The sequence below is a fragment of the Syntrophomonas erecta subsp. sporosyntropha genome, from assembly GCF_055395365.1.
This window is the reverse complement of record NZ_AP042459.1, coordinates 2,225,741-2,241,198: the sequence shown is the minus strand read 5'-3', so window position 1 is coordinate 2,241,198 and position 15,458 is coordinate 2,225,741. Positions and strand designations below refer to the sequence as shown.

Sequence of the window (15,458 nt, the reverse complement as noted above, 5' to 3'; positions counted from 1 at the left end):
ATTCTTCCGGGATTTGGCCAGGTGTGCCTACGGTTGGATAACCTCTTTATGTTGCTTTATTCAGATCTTATTCCGTGTAAGCAATTTTTATATTGGCTTTGTATTCCATTATCCGGTTGTCTTTGCAGTCAGCCGTCCAGTTATATACTTCTACACCGGTGATGTTTTTTAGGCTCCTGGATGCTTCCGTAACAGCATTTTCAATGGCTTCTTGCCAACCATTTTGTGATTCCCCTACAAATTCGGCAACTTTCACTTGCATATTGGAACCTCCTTAGTATGTTTTGTTCTTTCTTTATGATGACTAAAACCGGTATTTTTTATGCAGTGAATTGTATTTGCGTGGGTAAGTCTCTATATGGGGTTGCGTGGGTAAGGCGAACCTGAATATTCCGGAAAAGCCCGGACTCTAGTTAGTGATGGGCGCAGGTTTTTGTTCTAAGAGTATTGTCTTAAGTAACGGGGTTAATTACGGTTCTGGATTCGCCTTTACCTCTTTTCCTCCACATTAAGGTTAGCCTTAGCTTAGTTGCGGGGTAAGTCGCTGTATGGGGGTGCGTGGGTAAGGCGAACCTGAATATTCCGGAAAAGCCCGGACTCTAGTTAGTGGTGGGCACGGGTTTTTGTTCTAAGGGTATTGTCTTTAGTAACGGGATAAATTACGGTTCTGGAATCGCCTTTACCTCTTTTCCTCCACATTAAGGTTAGCCTTAGCTTAGTTGCGGGGTAAGTCGCTGTATGGGGGTGCGTGGGTAATGTTGCTGTGTGGGGGTGTAGGGGGAAGTGATAAATCAACTTGTTTGCATACATTAATATGGAGAGCGACGTTAAGCGTAGCCTGGTAGAAACACCCTGCGCAGGCGCAGCAGCGGAAGGGGGCGAGCGACACGGATGTGGCGAGAGGGCCGTTGAACATGGATGTGAATCGGCCCGGTCCCCCTGTAGTTGCCAGACCAGCAGTTGGTGTTTCCCAGGCGGAGCGTGGAGCCGGAATATTAATGTATGCAAACTAACGTCGTATAAGTCTTATGGTTTGGTTATCCTGGCTATGTGGCAGTATTATAATCCCTTTTACTGCCCATTAAGGTTAGCCTTTAGCTGTAGTTCCTCAATGATGTATTTACTAATTGCCTCATCAATAATGTGATTAGTTCCTGCAGTTTTCCCGCTTACCGGCCCGTCATCATTCTCATGGCCGGCCACCATGTTTTTAGCTATAGACTCTAGCGTATCCAGGTGCTGTTTTTCACTACCCAGCATTTTGTCGATAATATCCTGTACATGATGGTTGTTGGTATGCTGCTGGTACTGCTCATACAAACTGCAGGCCTTTTTTTTATTAGCTAAGGCCGTATTAATAAGGGAAAGCAGGGCTTGTTGGTCCATAATCACGCCTCCTAATTTATATTACGATTCCCCTGTCAAAATTTATATAGCATTAGTTGGAATGCATAAATATTCTCCGTAAAATACTAACTGCTTTGTTTTGCAGAAACCCGGCATGTCTATCCTTATTTGCGATTTTGGTGGAAAAGGAAGCATTAGTACTTACTGTAGGTATTGCTTACTTGTATGCCGGTAGCCATTTTACCATTGTCGCCGCTAAAGCAGCTAGTTTCTATTTTATTCCGTTTGCTCTACATATTTATGCATTAAAAGCCTGGTCTAAGGGTTTGGCAGTTGAATCAATATTATGATATTAGCCTATCTGCCATTTTGTTACTCGGAACCTATTAGATTCTACCACAGGTAACATATTCCACCGAATCAGAATATAGTGTATTGGGTTTCGAAACCATGCAAAATTATAGGAGGTGACTATTATGACCTATCGCTCTAATTGTACTAATAATTTTAAGGAAATGGTGAGAGAGGCAATTGCTGATGAAATCGGGGCCGTGGCTATGTATGCTACTATGGCTAACATGGTAGATGATTATCTTCTTAAAACAGTTATTCTCAGCATCGCCGGAGATGAGTACGGACACGCCAAAACATGGTTAGCCATTTTAGCCCTGGATGATTAACCTACCGGAGGAATTAAGTCTATATTTAATGTCTTTAACTTCCCTTTTAAGGTATTGACCGGGTAGCACCTACTTACTTGCCGGGGGTCCCAGGCTGAGCCAGTCAACCTTTAGCTCCCGGCAGCCCGGCTATTCCAATAACATTTTGAGCTTGTTAAGAGCTCCTTTTTCAATTCGTGATACTTGTACCTGAGATACCCCTAGATCGTTGGCTATAACCGCCTGGGTTTCATCTTTAAAAAAACGGCGCAAAATAACTTCCCTTTCCCTTTGGTCCAGCTTTCCCAGAGCCTCACGCAGAGCCATTTTTTCCAGCAAGGCTATATTCGGTTCATCAGCCGCCAGACGATTAATTAGGGAAAGCTGTTCTTTTTCATCACCAGGAATAAAGTCATGCATGTAAGTTGGAGCCTGACATGCTTCCATAGCCATAACTACATCTTCTTTATCAGTTTCTAAACAGCCTGCAATTTCCTGAATACTCGGATCACGTCCTAAATCCGCCCTTAGTTTATCCTGTGCCCAGCGAATTTTGGAATATAATTCTTTATATGACCGCTGTACTTTAACCATTCCGTCATCACGTAAGAATTTCTTTATCTCGCCTATAATCATAGGCACTGCATAAGTAGAAAATCTTACCTTAAAACTAAAATCAAATTTATCTATAGCTTTTAAAAGTCCAATGGATCCCACCTGGAATAGGTCCTCATAATCATATGAGGTATTCCTAAAGCGTTCTAAAACCATATATATTAATCCTACATTAGCTTCATATACTTGCGCCTTGGCCTGGTCGTCCCCTTGATGAGCTTTAAGAAGGAGATCCTCGTTTTCCTGAAAATTGTCCTCCGAGGACATGTTATCTCCTCCTTTAAGCAAAAGCTTGTTTGTTTTTTGAAATATAGGACCGCTTTAATCTTACACTGGTTCCTTCTCCTGGTCGGGTGCTTACATCCATTTCATCCATGAATGATTTCATGAAAGTGAATCCCAGGCCCATACGTTGCGGTTCACTTGAGTAAGCCGGTTCCAGGGCCTGCTGTAAATCTTCTATCCCTTTGCCGTAATCCTTAACTATAATCTCCAGAGTCTGATGATCTGTTATAGTTACTAAGATTTCAATTTTCTGCTGGGTATCGTTACCATATCCATGAATAATGGCATTAGACACCGCTTCCGATACTACTAATTTTATTTCTTCAATATCCTCTAAGGTACAATCCAGTTGAGATGCAAAAGCCCCTACACAAGAACGGGCAAAAGAAACATTTTCCGGTTTGCTCTGCAACTCTAATCGAACATAATTTTTAATATTCATAATTGCCAGCTTAAGGGCTGGTCCTCACCTCCCTAAATACTGATAATATCCTGTTCATGGCGGTACATAGAAACCAGTTTACTGATACCTGAAAAATATAACATTTTTTCGATGGGCGGTTGGGCTCCAACAATATACATTCTTCCCTCACTACCAGTCACTTTCTTGTACCGCCCAATAATTAAACCTAATCCCGAACTGTCTATAAAGGTGACTTTTTCCAGATCCAATATCAAATTTTTAATAGCACTGTTTTCCAAACGGGTATCAATTTCCTTCCTGAGCTTATCTGAGATTAACATATCCAATTCGCCTTTAATGCGAACTACTAATGTATTTCTTACCTGTTTGAATTCTGCGTCCACCTGTTAACATCCCTCCCTATAACTATTAGAATACCTTAGTTTAAATATTTACCCGGGTACATCTAACCGTATCAGATTTACCGGTTCAATTAGCCGATACTTGAGTCTTGATAAGATCAATAGAAACGCGATGGATGAAACTTCAAACCAGTTTAATCTGATACCTCAATATTAAGGCCTGGGTTTAAATCTGACTATGATTAGGTGTTTTACAATAAGGCATTCTACAGTTGAGAAGGAATTACCTTCCACAAAATTCCATTTATAATAGATAGGTTTCAGCAAACATCTTCAAAATTTCTCTAAATAATCCGGCCCGGGGAACATCACCTGCCGCAATTAAATTAACCTGTTTTACCAGATTACCATCGTAATAGACCTGCATCTCACCTAATTTTTGCCCACGGGATACTGGGGCATTTATATAATCAACCAGTTGTTTTTCACAACGCACTTTCTTTTCTCCACCTTTGGGAATAATACAACCTATATCTTCTTCAGCAATTACTTCCACAGTATCGGTTATTCCCTTACCTACTTTTACTATACCGCATACGCTGCCCCGGCTAAAAAAACTTTTATAGGCATATTTGGCAAAACCATAATTTAATAGTTGCATTGAATCTCTAAAATTACCATGCTTCTCAGGTGAAGCCATCACTACGGAAATTAGACGTAGACCGTCTCTTTTGGCAGTAGCGGTCAGACAATATTTAGCTTCGTTAGTCCATCCCGTCTTAAAACCATCTGCACCTTGATACCACCATAGAAGTTTATTGGTATTAAAAAGTTTAAACTCACCTTGACGCAGGTTATATTCTTTGATGGCAGTATACTCCAGAATTTTAGGATATCTTAAAGCATAACGTGCCATTACAGCCATATCGTAAGCAGAGGTATCATGTCCTTCGGCTGGTAAACCATATGAATTAACAAAATGTGTGTCTTTTAGGCCCAGCATTTTGGCTTTATGGTTCATACGTTCCACAAAATTCTTATGGGTTCCCTCTAAATGTTCAGCTACAGCTACACAGGCATCATTAGCAGATCCTACTGCGATAGCTATCATCATATCCTCAAAGGTCATTTCCTCGCCAGGTTCCAAATAAATCTGCGATCCTCCCATTTTCCAGGCTTCCTCACTGGCAACTACCTTGTCCTTTATACCGACCTTACCTTCTTCCAGATCCTCAGCCGCCAGTATCATGGTCATCAGTTTGGTCATACTAGCAGGTGGTAATCGCTTGTGTTCATTCTTAGACAACAGTACCTTCCCCGAATCAGCATCCATGAGTATATAAGATTCACCCTTAACATCTACTACGTTTTCGCCCAAAGCAGGTACCGGGCTGCACAAAGTAATCGCCAAAACCACCAGTGTCAATAAAACCACGGGCTTCCTTACCAACACCAAAGCTGCACCTCCCCATGAATAGTCGTCAATAGATTATATTTATGGGGATGGTTTAATATGCCAGGATCATTGGCCTTTACATAATATGGCTAGAAGGCCGGGTTTTAATCGCTTTGCCAACCGTTTACCGGAATTAATTATAATTAAGCAAAGCCAGGCTGCCACAGGTCATTTTCTTGGCATGCAGCAGCAGCAAAGCCCCGGAATTCCGGGGCTTTGCTGGGAAAATTAAATCTGCCTGTTCATAGTTATAGCCAATATCTGGGCCAAGTCTGCTTTATCCGGGATTGCCGGACTGTTAGCCAGGTTTTTAGCCTGGGAGGCAATATTGACAAACACCCTTTCATCCTCCGGGGTTAGCTCCGCAGGGGTACCGGTCAAACTCCACAACAGATCAGCCATATCTTTTAAGCTGGTAAACCCGGCGGCCTGCCAAGCCAGATTCATCTTACTATTCGGACATTTATCTAATATAAAACGGGAAAAAGCAGGAATAATCAGGCCATTAGCCCGTCCGTGGGGAACATCCTTAAAATAGGTGAAGGAATATCCCATCGCATGAGGAACAGAGGTTCCGGTATGACTTATAACCATACCAGCCAGAAGCGAAGCATAAAGAAGAACCTGGCGGTTGCCCTGGTCAGGCTGTACCTGCCTGGCCATAAGAAGTAATTCGGGACCAATTAACCGCAGGGCTTCCAGGGCCATAAGATCGGAAATTGGGTTGGAGTTAACCGATAAAAATCCTTCATAAGCATGGGAAAAGGCATCAATCGCTGTATCCACCGTGGTATCCATAGGAATATTAAAGGTATATTCCGGATCCAGAAAGGCCACCGCCGGTATAATATAGGGACTGCGGATACTTTTTTTGTTCTGAATCTTCGAATAGGTCAGGATACTGTAAGGTGTTACCTCAGAGCCGGTTCCTGCCGTAGTTGGAACTGCCACCACCGGTAAAACCTTTTCAAAATGACCCGCAAACAGTTGGTCAACGGTTATTTCATTTTTAGCCAATATGGCGATAGCTTTAGCCGCATCCAGCGGCGATCCGCCTCCTACTCCAACGATAAAATCAGCTTTGCTTATTTGCGCCTGCTGGGCACCCTCCATAACCGTAGTAACAGAGGGGTTGGGCTCTACCTTATCAAACAGCTCCCACTTAATATGGCATTTATCCAGGGCAGTACATATGTCCTCTAAAGAACCATTACGCCGGGATGATCCTCCCCGTCCAGTAACCACCAGGGCTTGACGGCCCATATTTTGTAAAACTCCGCTATTTTCCATGATCACTCCCCGGCCAAAATATATCTGGGTAGGTGCATACCAGTGCCAGTTCATAGTACCATCTCCTATTCAATTGATTTAAAAATGATTCCCGGCTTATCAACTGGCTTATGACTGAAACCATAGGCAGCTAAAACATCCCGGCGGGCTTCTTCAGCTTGGTCCGATTGGTTAGCATGGATTACAGCCAGAACCTCTCCCTTTTCTACTGAATCGCCGATCTTTTTCAGCAGCTCAATACCTACTGTATGATCAATCTCATCTTCCAAATATTCCCGTCCAGCACCTAGCCCCATTACTGTAGCCCCCACTTGGAAAGCATCTACTTCAGCAATATAACCTGCTTGGCTGCTAAACACTTCTAACTGTAGTGCTGCCCCGGGTAAACCATAGTCTTTACTCTCATAATCCAGCCTTCCCTGCTGGGCTGCGACCATCTCTTGAAACTTTTTAAAACCTGCACCTGAACTCAATAATTTCTCTACTAAAGACCGGGCGGTTTGATAGTTAGAACAGCGGCCTCCTAAAACTACCATATAAGCGGCCAGGTGTAATGATAATTCCGTTAAATCCCAGGGGCCCTGTCCTCTAAGGGTATCCAGAGCCTCTTTAACTTCCAGGGCATTGCCCACCATCCGACCCAGCGGTTGATCCATATTACTTAAAACAGCTACTACTTTACGCCCGGCTCCCGAGCCGATTTCCACCATGGTTCGAGCCAGTTTTTCGGCTAAGGATAGTTCAGTCATAAAAGCCCCCCGCCCTACCTTTACATCCAGAACAATGCCCTCTGCCCCGGCAGCAATTTTTTTACTCATTACACTGGATGCAATCAGAGGAATACTATCAACGGTGGCGGTAATATCACGAATCGCATAAAGTTTCTTGTCAGCCGGTACCAGATTACCTGTCTGGGATACAACTGCCGCTTTTACCTGGTTAACCTGGGCAATAAAATCCGGATGACTTTTTTCCACCTTAAAACCGGGAATCGCTTCAAACTTATCAATAGTTCCACCTGTATGCCCTAATCCTCGTCCAGACATTTTGGCTACTGGTACTCCGGCAGCTGCTACTAACGGTAGCACTATCATAGTGGTTTTATCCCCTACCCCACCGGTACTATGTTTATCTACCTTTATACCTTCAATAGCAGACAAGTTAACGACATCTCCCGAATGAGCCATAGCAATAGCCAGGTCACGGGTCTCCTGATCAGTCATTCCCCGAAAATATACCGCCATAGCCCAGGCCGAAATTTGGTAATCAGGAACTGAACCGTCTGCAATAGCCTCAACAATTAATTGAATTTCTTCCCGGCTTAACTCATAACCATCCCTTTTTTTGCGTATCAGATCCTGAAAGGTCATCGATTACACCTCACCTGTTCTAAATAACTGGTTCCTGCCAGTCCCTGGATTTTAACATCCAGATAATCCGCCGTGGTTTGCCCGGTATCAGCAAAACTATCTCGTACTCCCAGATTGACACCTGGTTTAATGGAATATCCATAGATCAGAATAGGAACATATTCCCTAGTGTGGTCAGTACCAGGAGTAGTCGGATCACAACCATGATCTGCCGTAAGAATTAACATATCTTCTTTGTTCATATGATTAATAATTTCCGGTAAACGCCTATCAAATTCCTCCAGAGCACCTGCATAACCATGCGGATCATTACGATGTCCATACTGCTGGTCAAAATCCACCAGATTGGCAAAAACCAACCCGGAAAAATCCTCTTTTAGCACCTCCAGGATTTTATCCACTCCATCATGGTTGTTAACTGTTGGTAAGGATCTATTTACCCCCCGGCCGGCATAAATATCATTAATCTTGCCTATTCCAATCACTTCCAATCCGGCTTCATGAATAAAATCCAAGATAGTGCGGTCTGGGGCTAGGGAAAAATCATGCCGATTGGAGGTCCTGGTAAACTTACCCGATTCACCAACAAAAGGCCGGGCAATAACCCTTCCTACCGCATGTTCCCCCTTGAGGAGTTCTCGGGCGGTACGACACATAGCATAAAGTTCATCTAGAGGAATAACCTTTTCATGGGCCGCAATCTGAAAAACGCTGTCTGCTGAAGTATAAACAATGGGAAAGCCGGTTCGGATATGCTCTGCACCTAATTCTTCAATTATCACCGTCCCAGAAGCTGGTTTATTGCCCAGGGTCTTTCGTCCGATCCGGTTCTCAAACTCTTTAATAAGGTCAACTGGAAAACCGTGGGGATAGGTGGGGAAAGCCCGGTCAAGAACCAAACCCATAATTTCCCAATGCCCGGTAGTAGTATCCTTTCCCCGGGACTTTTCCCGGGCCTTGCCAAAACTGGCGGTAGAATGCTCCACCGGCCTGACACCCTCTACGGGTACTATATTTCCCAAACCCATAGCCTCCAGGTTAGGCAATTTAACCCCCCCGGCCGCTGCGGCTAGGTTTTTCAAGGTATTAGATCCCTGGTCACCATACAGGCAGGCATCTTCCAGTTCTCCTACCCCTAAACTATCCAAAACGATAATAATAACTCTTCTGCCCATCTACAACTCCTCCAATTATTCAGTTTAAAGAATTCATTTCGCTTATAGTGCCATAAAATAAGCCCTCTGTTTTTGATCATTCTATTTACGGCTTGTCCCACCTAAGCACGCGGGTGATAAAGGTTATATACTTCACGCAGGTGGGAATGGGTTAAATGGGTGTATATTTGGGTAGTAGAAATATCTGCATGCCCCAGCATCTCCTGTACCGCCCGTAAATCAGCCCCATTCTCCAGCAGGTGAGTCGCAAAAGAATGTCTTAAAGTATGGGGAGTAATGTCTTTTTTAATCTCTGCCTTTACCGCATAGGTATGTAATATTTTAAAAAAACCTTGCCTGGTCATAGGCTTACCTCTAGCATTTACAAAAAGGGTTCGCTCTATCGGGCTTTTCACCAGCAGGTTACGGGAACGGGCCAGATACCTATGTACCCAATCTACGGCCATGCCGTTTACGGGGATAATCCTTTCTTTTCTGCCCTTTCCTAAACAACGTAGAAACCCCGCAGTGAGGTTTATATCCTCTACCTGCAGGGCTAATAATTCAGAGACACGCACACCAGTCCCATACATTAACTCTAACATAGATCGATCACGTAATCCTAGTGGTATAGTAACCACCGGTTGCTTCATTAAAGTGTCTACTTCCTCAATGGTTAAAACAGCGGGAAGTTTGCGTCTTATTTTCGGGGTTTCCATATCAATTGTGGGATTAACCTGACAATATTCCTCCAAAATCAGAAACTTATAAAAAGTTTTCAGGGTGGAAAGGCCCCGGGCTACCGAAGCATAAGCTGCCCCCTGATCCAACTGGTGTGACAGGTAAGCAATTATATCATGCTTACTTATCTTCTCCGGTTCTGTATTTAGATGATTGCCCTTTAAAAATTCATGGAATTTAACCAGGTCACGTTGATAAGCCTCCTGGGTGTTAGAAGAAAGCCCTTTTTCGTATTTTATGTATTCCAGGAAAGAAACTATATACCTTTGCATTAAACTACCACCAGTTATTTTAGTTCACATCTTTTCTATTAATTTCTTTCCTCATAGTAGAAATCCTGCAGTTTGATAACAAATTGATCCATAACCTGATCAAATTTAGTAGTCTTTTCATCCTGTTCTACCCGTAAGGGATTCCCACTAGGATGTTCTTCCTGGAACCATCCGCTTAAAGCTGGCACCAGATGATAAAGCTTACCGGTGAATACCGGAATAGCCAGTGCAAAAGCTATGATTAAGATCAGGGCCATAACCAGGTTTAATAACTTTTTTTTCCATTTATTAATTATAATTATCATGCTTATCACCTCTCATTGGCATTTACTAAATAAACAACCCTAAAAACCAGGGAGACAGGTAAGCCTCAATAAAAGCACCCATTAAAAAAATTAACAGGCAAACTAACATCAGCAAGCTATAGCTGACTAACCCTTTACTAAGAGAATCAACCCCGGTAGATCTTCCCTTTACAATAAAGGCCGAAAAATTCATAGCCATAACTGCCCAGATAATGAGAAAAGGAATATAGACTAGATTTTGCGGTACAATGGACAGAATAGTTATAAGTACACCTGCACCTGCTTTTTCATAAATTAAAAAACCTACTGTAAAGCCTAGTGCGTATCCACGCATAAAAACCAGGGCAGGAATTAGCGGAAAGCCTATTACTGTCAGGCCCAGAAACCAAAGGGCCAAAATAGTTTTGGCCTGGGTAATAAAAGCCCCTATAAAAATACTGGACCCGTTAAGCCTTCCTTCCAGCCCTCCTTTTAAGTAATCGTCGATTAACCCTGACAGGTAGTCCTTTACTCCCCCCTCTAATCCGGTTACACCATGATTACCCATTATAAGTCCAGCCAAGAAAAGCATTACAACTAATATATACTGCCACCGGTTCTCCTTTATGTGTTGTTTCAAACGCTGCTTTACATTCATACCCGGTCTCCTTAATGACAGTCATCAATAATTGGTCGCTAATGGATTAAGGTGGTTTTGGCCCGCATTTTAACAAGAAATAGTATGGCAATATGCTCTTAAAAAATATATTGCCTGAACCGGCACTTTATGCCTGCAACTAAAGGCTCCCGCTTTTCCCCATCCAGCGGGCGGGATGATTAGTCCTCGTATTCCACATCTCTTTACATACCATTTAATAAACGGCAGTTATCTGCCAACTACCTCTACCTTTCTGGAATTCCACCCCGTAGTCAGCCCCATGCCAGGCACCCCCAAAAAAAACCGGATCAGGATAATTATCCTGATCCGGTTTTAAATGCTAACGTATAAAAAGGTTATTTAAACCACATTTTCGCGACGCAATACCTCATAAATAACTGGAACTACCTGCTTCTTCCGCGACATAACTCCCTGTAACAAGATACTTCCCCCAGTTAATTTATAACCAAAAGCCTTTTCGGCCAGAGCGCTTTTCTCTCCTGCTACCAGCAGTTCAGTTACCTCTTCCAGAATATCAGTAACCATAAGACACATAAAAGCATAACCACCCTGTCCACAGATCTGTTTCATGGTCTTAATGAGGGATTCCTTCCTTTTGCTTAACTTCTTTAAATCTATAGTTTCGATTTGCGATATGGCAAACATGGTATCTCCACTTACATATTCCTTTAAATCCTGAAGAATTAAATTCTGATCAGAATAATCCTCTAGGCTATCCGCTTGGGCAAATATGGTTTTCCCCCATTCCATAGCTTCTAGCCCGGACAGACGTTGCAATTCCTCGGCTATCCTACGGTCCTTAGCTGTGGTAGTAGGAGACTTAAAAATCATAGTATCAGCTACAATTCCGGATAACATAAGTCCTGCCAGTTTACTACTAATATATATTTGCTGGTTAAAATACCTCTCCGCCACTAATGTGCAGGTAGACCCCACCGGCTCATTATGAAAATATATAGGGGAAATAGTCTGTAAATCACCTACCCGGTGATGATCTATGATTTCAAGTATTTCCGCCTCTTCTACCCCTTCAACTGCCTGTTTTCTCTCATTATGATCCACCAGTATTAATTTCTTACGTCTCATCTGTAACAGGTTATAGCGGGATACCATGCCGAGAAAATTGTTTTTCTCGTCTACTACGGGATAATTACGATAGCGGGTAGCTAACATCTGCTTACGTGCTTCCTCAACCGGTTCATCTTTTTCGAATAAAACCAGATCCCGGGTCTTCATAATATCAGCAGCATTCCGGCCAAATATTTCCCGCAGAATCTCCGGACTACGCTCAATTTCCCGGCCTCCCCCCAGGTTGTCCAGAAAAATCATAGCCAGATCACCAATAGTCAATAATCCTAATAAGCAACGGTGCTCATCTAATACGGGTACAGTTTTTAGGTCATGCCTTAGCATGAGATTCCCCAGTTCGATAAGACTCATGTCGGTAGTTACATAAATAATATCTTGATCTTCTAATAAATCTTCTACGGTAGTCCCTACATTACGTACCACCGGTGGTAGGTCAAATTCCATAGTTTTTAAAACGAATCTAGTCTCTTCATTGAATTCCCCAGCCGCCGCGGCAACATATAACCCCTCATCAGTACTCTGTTTCAGAACTTTGTAACTAATGGCTGAGGCCACTGAATCCACATCCGGGTTTTTATGCCCTATCACATATACCGGTTTCAAAACTTTATAAACCTCCCCAGATTTCTGTTATAAAACCGCCCCAAAGGGCATTTTAAAGATTATAAAAAACTTTTTTCTAACTTCCATCGAACCACCTATTCGCTGTAAAATACCAGCCTTAACAATTCTATCAGATGGCTTCTTTCTCCGCCATGAGCAGGTTGGCAATAAACTGGGCAGCCAGTACGTCCTCCATGGAATTACGGCTGGCGGCCACCACTGCAACTCCCCTATCTTCTTCCCTAATCATTCCCTCAACACGCCTAACTACTTGTCGGGCAGGATCCAGACCACGCAACCCGTAAGTTCTGGCTACCGTGCCAATAGTTACCTGAGGACTTTCCATAAAGGCCGCATCATAGGCCACTCCGCCCGTATCAGTAACTGCTACTACCACCCGATTGCGCATAGTTACCATTTTGGGAATTTCCGCTCCGATATTAGGCAGGATGGCTTCAACTATTCCCCGTTCCTGTTCGATTCCCCGGATAACTTTTCGACAACGAGCCAGACGCTCTTTATCTGTGCCTACCCGGGGCTCAGAAACCAAAATAATACCGGAATCATTTTCCCTGGCCAGGCGTGCTGATTCTTTCCCTATCCGCTCTGGATCTAAAGCAACCGGGGCCCTGGTTAAATCAGGACTAGCCCCTAGTACCGCATAAGCTCCGGCATCTAACGCGCTTTCCAAGGTGGTAGACATGTCAATCACGTCAACAATTACTACTACTAGTCCTTCCCTAGCTGCTTGTTGGGCACCGCTGGCATCAGTGGTTACTACTATTCTTTTGGACCTTTCCATAAAATCCGCCCCCTCCGGGAGTAATTTTTAATCGTCCTAATCGCATCTTAAGAATCAACTCAGCTACCGGCTCCCCGGCCAGACGTACAATATCATCACCACTCGCCCTTTCCAGCACACTAATTTCACTACCAAAATACTTTACCAAACGATCAGCCGTACGGGGCCCTATTCCCGGCAGGCTTAACAACGGAACCCGATAATGATAAGGAGGACGACCTATGGGATGGGAAGGAATGGTCTGATCTCTGATCTGCATAATCCGATCATAGACTCCCATAACAATTTGGTCACTACCACACTGTTGACAACGGATTACCGGCGGGTCTAGTGTGGCTATTAAGGAGCAATGTGGGCAGTAACTGCGATGATATTTTCCCAATAACGGATCCATGCCAAAGTTAGCCATTACCCTTCTACCCCCATGTTCTTCCAGGGCATATCTAAATTCTTGAAAACTGCACTCCGCCAGGCGAAGTAGATTATACTCACGCCCTATTTTAGGAGAAGAATGTGCATCGGAATTAGAAAGGAAAGTAAAGGTGCGGGTCTCACTAATCATATCGGCCATATCAGTATCGGCACTTAGTCCTAATTCCAAGCCTTTAACTAATGCAACATCTTTACCTAAGGCAGCACCAAAACTATCCGTCCACATACCATAAGCACCTTTATGGGGAGTAAACGCATGGGCCGGGCAAAATATACCATCCAACAAATGAGCCAGATTAATAAGTTCCCGGGCAGTTGCTTTCGCCCTTTGGGTTGATAAGCTAAGGTTCTTAACCCGGCTGCGCATATAGTTTTGAAAGGTTTTCAAACTGTTTAATCCAGGAAGATAAATCAGGAAGTGGACTCCCTCCTGGCTCTCAACTTCACAGGCAGTAATTACACCAACACCATTACTGGCTATAAAGCCTCCCTGCCCATTCTCTCTCAGCCTGCCATCAGCTAGCATCTCCTCAAGCTCCATTAATACATTCACTGTACCTGCATCCGCAATCCCCACCAGGTCGAGCCCCTTATAAGGGGCATCCGTAAATATTATCTGCTCAAGGGTTAACCGTCGGGAAGCAGTAATCTTAACCGGCTTTCCCTGGGCAGATCCTATATGAATATGCAAATCAGCGAAAACATTTCTCAAAGTGATCCCTCACCATATTTCTGTATCACATATTGAATAGCGATTATACTCTTACCATCAATAAGATCTCCGGTAAATATTTTGCGGTACGCTTCCTGTAACGGTATTTTAAGCGGTTCAACAAATTCATCCGGGTCTAAATTAACCTTCCCCGGGCTTAATTCCCGAGCCAGATAAATGTGCAGGTATTCATTGCAAAACCCGGGAGCACTGTAATAAGAAAGCACCTTATCCCACCGGGCCGCTTTTAACCCAGTCTCTTCCTCTAACTCCCGAGCGGCGCAAGCCAGAGGATTTTCCCCTTTTTCCATAGTTCCTGCAGGGATCTCCAGCAGCACCTTCTCCAAAGGTTTGCGAAACTGTTTTACCATCCAGATATTTTTATCTTCATCCAGGGCCAGAATAGCCACAGCACCCTGATGCTCGACTATTTCCCGGGTACTTCTTCCTCCATCCGGTAATTGAACAGTATCTAATCTCACCTTTATAATTTTTCCCGTAAATATTTCCTGAGAAGTAATGGTTTTTTCATTAAAATCCATGCCCAGTATCCTCCTGCATAAAATTCCCCATGCTAGCATAAACTTCCATCGAGGTGATATTAAATGAATTTATTAATTCAAAAACACGGGATCATTATAGTAGGAAAAGTTAAAGATTTAAAAAATATTTTTGCCCCCTATCCTTCCCAGATAACCTTGAAAGATTATATTCGACTTAACCTGCACTAATTCAATACTTTTTCTTATACCTTTTATCTTTCTTCCGGGTTATCTTCAGGTAAAAGTATATACATGCTAGTTATGAAGCTAAACACTGCATGAGCACCAAAACCCCTCACTGCTAAAGCATCTGCGCCAACTCTGCGGGGACGGTCTGGTAGATATTCAACCTTAAACTACA

General features: G+C 43.3%; 20 protein-coding genes. 4 read left to right on the top strand and 16 right to left on the bottom strand.

Annotated elements, in window-relative coordinates; translation table 11 throughout:
* Positions 1-67: 67 nt before the first annotated feature.
* Positions 68-262, bottom strand: coding sequence for a dodecin family protein (locus tag ACZ5Q0_RS10980; protein ID WP_446817935.1), 195 nt, complete (start codon positions 260-262; stop codon positions 68-70).
* An 809-nt stretch (positions 263-1,071) separates the two neighbouring features.
* The gene (locus ACZ5Q0_RS10975; protein WP_446817936.1) at positions 1,072-1,386 is read right to left on the bottom strand and encodes a hypothetical protein; all 315 of its coding nucleotides are present in this window, start codon (positions 1,384-1,386) and stop codon (positions 1,072-1,074) included.
* A gap of 56 nt (positions 1,387-1,442) precedes the next feature.
* Here ACZ5Q0_RS10975 and ACZ5Q0_RS10970 point away from each other — a divergent pair, with 56 nt between their 5' ends.
* Positions 1,443-1,697: a hypothetical protein gene (locus tag ACZ5Q0_RS10970; RefSeq protein ID WP_464827144.1), complete on the top strand. Its 255-nt coding sequence runs from the start codon at positions 1,443-1,445 to the stop codon at positions 1,695-1,697.
* Between the two features lie 126 nt (positions 1,698-1,823).
* The gene (locus tag ACZ5Q0_RS10965) at positions 1,824-2,027 is read left to right on the top strand and encodes a hypothetical protein (protein ID WP_446817937.1); all 204 of its coding nucleotides are present in this window, start codon (positions 1,824-1,826) and stop codon (positions 2,025-2,027) included.
* A gap of 129 nt (positions 2,028-2,156) precedes the next feature.
* Here ACZ5Q0_RS10965 and ACZ5Q0_RS10960 read toward each other — a convergent pair whose 3' ends face one another.
* The 4 genes from ACZ5Q0_RS10960 to ACZ5Q0_RS10945 all read right to left on the bottom strand — a co-directional run bounded on the left by ACZ5Q0_RS10960 (position 2,157) and on the right by ACZ5Q0_RS10945 (position 5,124).
* Positions 2,157-2,888 carry a SigB/SigF/SigG family RNA polymerase sigma factor gene (locus tag ACZ5Q0_RS10960; RefSeq protein WP_447182534.1) on the bottom strand — a complete coding sequence of 244 codons (732 nt, stop codon included), beginning with the start codon at positions 2,886-2,888 and terminating at the stop codon, positions 2,157-2,159.
* Positions 2,889-2,901: 13 nt separating this feature from the next.
* On the bottom strand, positions 2,902-3,348 hold the full coding sequence (spoIIAB, locus tag ACZ5Q0_RS10955) for an anti-sigma F factor (protein ID WP_446817939.1): 447 nt from the start codon (positions 3,346-3,348) through the stop codon (positions 2,902-2,904).
* 32 nt (positions 3,349-3,380) lie between these two features.
* Complete coding sequence (gene spoIIAA, locus ACZ5Q0_RS10950; RefSeq protein WP_447182533.1) at positions 3,381-3,713, bottom strand: anti-sigma F factor antagonist; 333 nt, start codon at positions 3,711-3,713, stop codon at positions 3,381-3,383.
* Between the two features lie 262 nt (positions 3,714-3,975).
* A complete protein-coding gene (locus tag ACZ5Q0_RS10945; protein ID WP_446817941.1) occupies positions 3,976-5,124 on the bottom strand; it encodes a D-alanyl-D-alanine carboxypeptidase family protein in 1,149 nt (382 codons plus the stop codon).
* A gap of 88 nt (positions 5,125-5,212) precedes the next feature.
* Here ACZ5Q0_RS10945 and ACZ5Q0_RS10940 point away from each other — a divergent pair, with 88 nt between their 5' ends.
* Positions 5,213-5,359 (top strand): hypothetical protein, encoded by a 147-nt coding sequence (locus ACZ5Q0_RS10940; RefSeq protein ID WP_464827143.1) that lies wholly within the window; start codon positions 5,213-5,215, stop codon positions 5,357-5,359.
* On the opposite strand, the gene ACZ5Q0_RS10935 is transcribed toward ACZ5Q0_RS10940, so the two are convergent.
* The 10 genes from ACZ5Q0_RS10935 to ACZ5Q0_RS10890 form a co-directional block, all read right to left on the bottom strand.
* Positions 5,356-6,471: an iron-containing alcohol dehydrogenase family protein gene (locus tag ACZ5Q0_RS10935; protein WP_446817942.1), complete on the bottom strand. Its 1,116-nt coding sequence runs from the start codon at positions 6,469-6,471 to the stop codon at positions 5,356-5,358. The genes ACZ5Q0_RS10940 and ACZ5Q0_RS10935 overlap by 4 nt on opposite strands.
* 11 nt (positions 6,472-6,482) lie before the next feature.
* A complete protein-coding gene (locus ACZ5Q0_RS10930) occupies positions 6,483-7,787 on the bottom strand; it encodes a pyrimidine-nucleoside phosphorylase (RefSeq protein WP_446817943.1) in 1,305 nt (434 codons plus the stop codon).
* The gene (locus ACZ5Q0_RS10925) at positions 7,784-8,962 is read right to left on the bottom strand and encodes a phosphopentomutase (RefSeq protein WP_446817944.1); all 1,179 of its coding nucleotides are present in this window, start codon (positions 8,960-8,962) and stop codon (positions 7,784-7,786) included. The genes ACZ5Q0_RS10930 and ACZ5Q0_RS10925 overlap by 4 nt, the downstream gene beginning before the upstream one ends.
* A 101-nt stretch (positions 8,963-9,063) precedes the next feature.
* The gene (gene xerD, locus ACZ5Q0_RS10920; RefSeq protein ID WP_446817945.1) at positions 9,064-9,954 is read right to left on the bottom strand and encodes a site-specific tyrosine recombinase XerD; all 891 of its coding nucleotides are present in this window, start codon (positions 9,952-9,954) and stop codon (positions 9,064-9,066) included.
* Positions 9,955-9,992: 38 nt separating this feature from the next.
* Positions 9,993-10,259: a hypothetical protein gene (locus ACZ5Q0_RS10915; protein WP_447182532.1), complete on the bottom strand. Its 267-nt coding sequence runs from the start codon at positions 10,257-10,259 to the stop codon at positions 9,993-9,995.
* 25 nt (positions 10,260-10,284) lie between these two features.
* Entirely contained in the window at positions 10,285-10,896 is a 612-nt protein-coding gene (gene spoIIM / locus ACZ5Q0_RS10910) for a stage II sporulation protein M (RefSeq protein WP_446817947.1), read from the bottom strand.
* A 360-nt stretch (positions 10,897-11,256) separates the two neighbouring features.
* Positions 11,257-12,609 (bottom strand): putative manganese-dependent inorganic diphosphatase, encoded by a 1,353-nt coding sequence (locus tag ACZ5Q0_RS10905; protein ID WP_446817948.1) that lies wholly within the window; start codon positions 12,607-12,609, stop codon positions 11,257-11,259.
* 130 nt (positions 12,610-12,739) lie between these two features.
* Positions 12,740-13,411 (bottom strand): hypothetical protein, encoded by a 672-nt coding sequence (locus tag ACZ5Q0_RS10900; RefSeq protein ID WP_446817949.1) that lies wholly within the window; start codon positions 13,409-13,411, stop codon positions 12,740-12,742.
* Positions 13,377-14,555, bottom strand: coding sequence for an endonuclease Q family protein (locus tag ACZ5Q0_RS10895; protein WP_446817950.1), 1,179 nt, complete (start codon positions 14,553-14,555; stop codon positions 13,377-13,379). Before ACZ5Q0_RS10895 ends, ACZ5Q0_RS10900 begins: the two co-directional genes overlap by 35 nt.
* On the bottom strand, positions 14,552-15,097 hold the full coding sequence (locus ACZ5Q0_RS10890; RefSeq protein WP_446817951.1) for an NUDIX domain-containing protein: 546 nt from the start codon (positions 15,095-15,097) through the stop codon (positions 14,552-14,554). Before ACZ5Q0_RS10890 ends, ACZ5Q0_RS10895 begins: the two co-directional genes overlap by 4 nt.
* Before the next feature lie 63 nt (positions 15,098-15,160).
* On the opposite strand from ACZ5Q0_RS10890, the gene ACZ5Q0_RS10885 reads away from it, so the two are divergent.
* Positions 15,161-15,286, top strand: a complete 126-nt coding sequence (locus ACZ5Q0_RS10885) for a hypothetical protein (RefSeq protein ID WP_446817952.1) — start codon at positions 15,161-15,163, stop codon at positions 15,284-15,286.
* Positions 15,287-15,458: the final 172 nt, after the last annotated feature.

Bases quoted from the DNA above. Each gene is read 5' to 3' on its own strand.
- ACZ5Q0_RS10980 (WP_446817935.1), bottom strand. From the start codon at position 262: ATGCAAGTGAAAGTTGCCGAATTTGTAGGGGAATCACAAAATGGTTGG.
- ACZ5Q0_RS10975 (WP_446817936.1), bottom strand. From the start codon at position 1,386: ATGGACCAACAAGCCCTGCTTTCCCTTATTAATACGGCCTTAGCTAAT.
- ACZ5Q0_RS10965 (WP_446817937.1), top strand. From the start codon at position 1,824: ATGACCTATCGCTCTAATTGTACTAATAATTTTAAGGAAATGGTGAGA.
- ACZ5Q0_RS10960 (WP_447182534.1), bottom strand. From the start codon at position 2,888: ATGTCCTCGGAGGACAATTTTCAGGAAAACGAGGATCTCCTTCTTAAA.
- spoIIAB (WP_446817939.1), bottom strand. From the start codon at position 3,348: ATGAATATTAAAAATTATGTTCGATTAGAGTTGCAGAGCAAACCGGAA.
- ACZ5Q0_RS10940 (WP_464827143.1), top strand. From the start codon at position 5,213: ATGGCTAGAAGGCCGGGTTTTAATCGCTTTGCCAACCGTTTACCGGAA.
- ACZ5Q0_RS10935 (WP_446817942.1), bottom strand. From the start codon at position 6,471: ATGAACTGGCACTGGTATGCACCTACCCAGATATATTTTGGCCGGGGA.
- ACZ5Q0_RS10930 (WP_446817943.1), bottom strand. From the start codon at position 7,787: ATGACCTTTCAGGATCTGATACGCAAAAAAAGGGATGGTTATGAGTTA.
- ACZ5Q0_RS10925 (WP_446817944.1), bottom strand. From the start codon at position 8,962: ATGGGCAGAAGAGTTATTATTATCGTTTTGGATAGTTTAGGGGTAGGA.
- xerD (WP_446817945.1), bottom strand. From the start codon at position 9,954: ATGCAAAGGTATATAGTTTCTTTCCTGGAATACATAAAATACGAAAAA.
- ACZ5Q0_RS10915 (WP_447182532.1), bottom strand. From the start codon at position 10,259: ATGATAATTATAATTAATAAATGGAAAAAAAAGTTATTAAACCTGGTT.
- spoIIM (WP_446817947.1), bottom strand. From the start codon at position 10,896: ATGAATGTAAAGCAGCGTTTGAAACAACACATAAAGGAGAACCGGTGG.
- ACZ5Q0_RS10900 (WP_446817949.1), bottom strand. From the start codon at position 13,411: ATGGAAAGGTCCAAAAGAATAGTAGTAACCACTGATGCCAGCGGTGCC.
- ACZ5Q0_RS10890 (WP_446817951.1), bottom strand. From the start codon at position 15,097: ATGGATTTTAATGAAAAAACCATTACTTCTCAGGAAATATTTACGGGA.
- ACZ5Q0_RS10885 (WP_446817952.1), top strand. From the start codon at position 15,161: ATGAATTTATTAATTCAAAAACACGGGATCATTATAGTAGGAAAAGTT.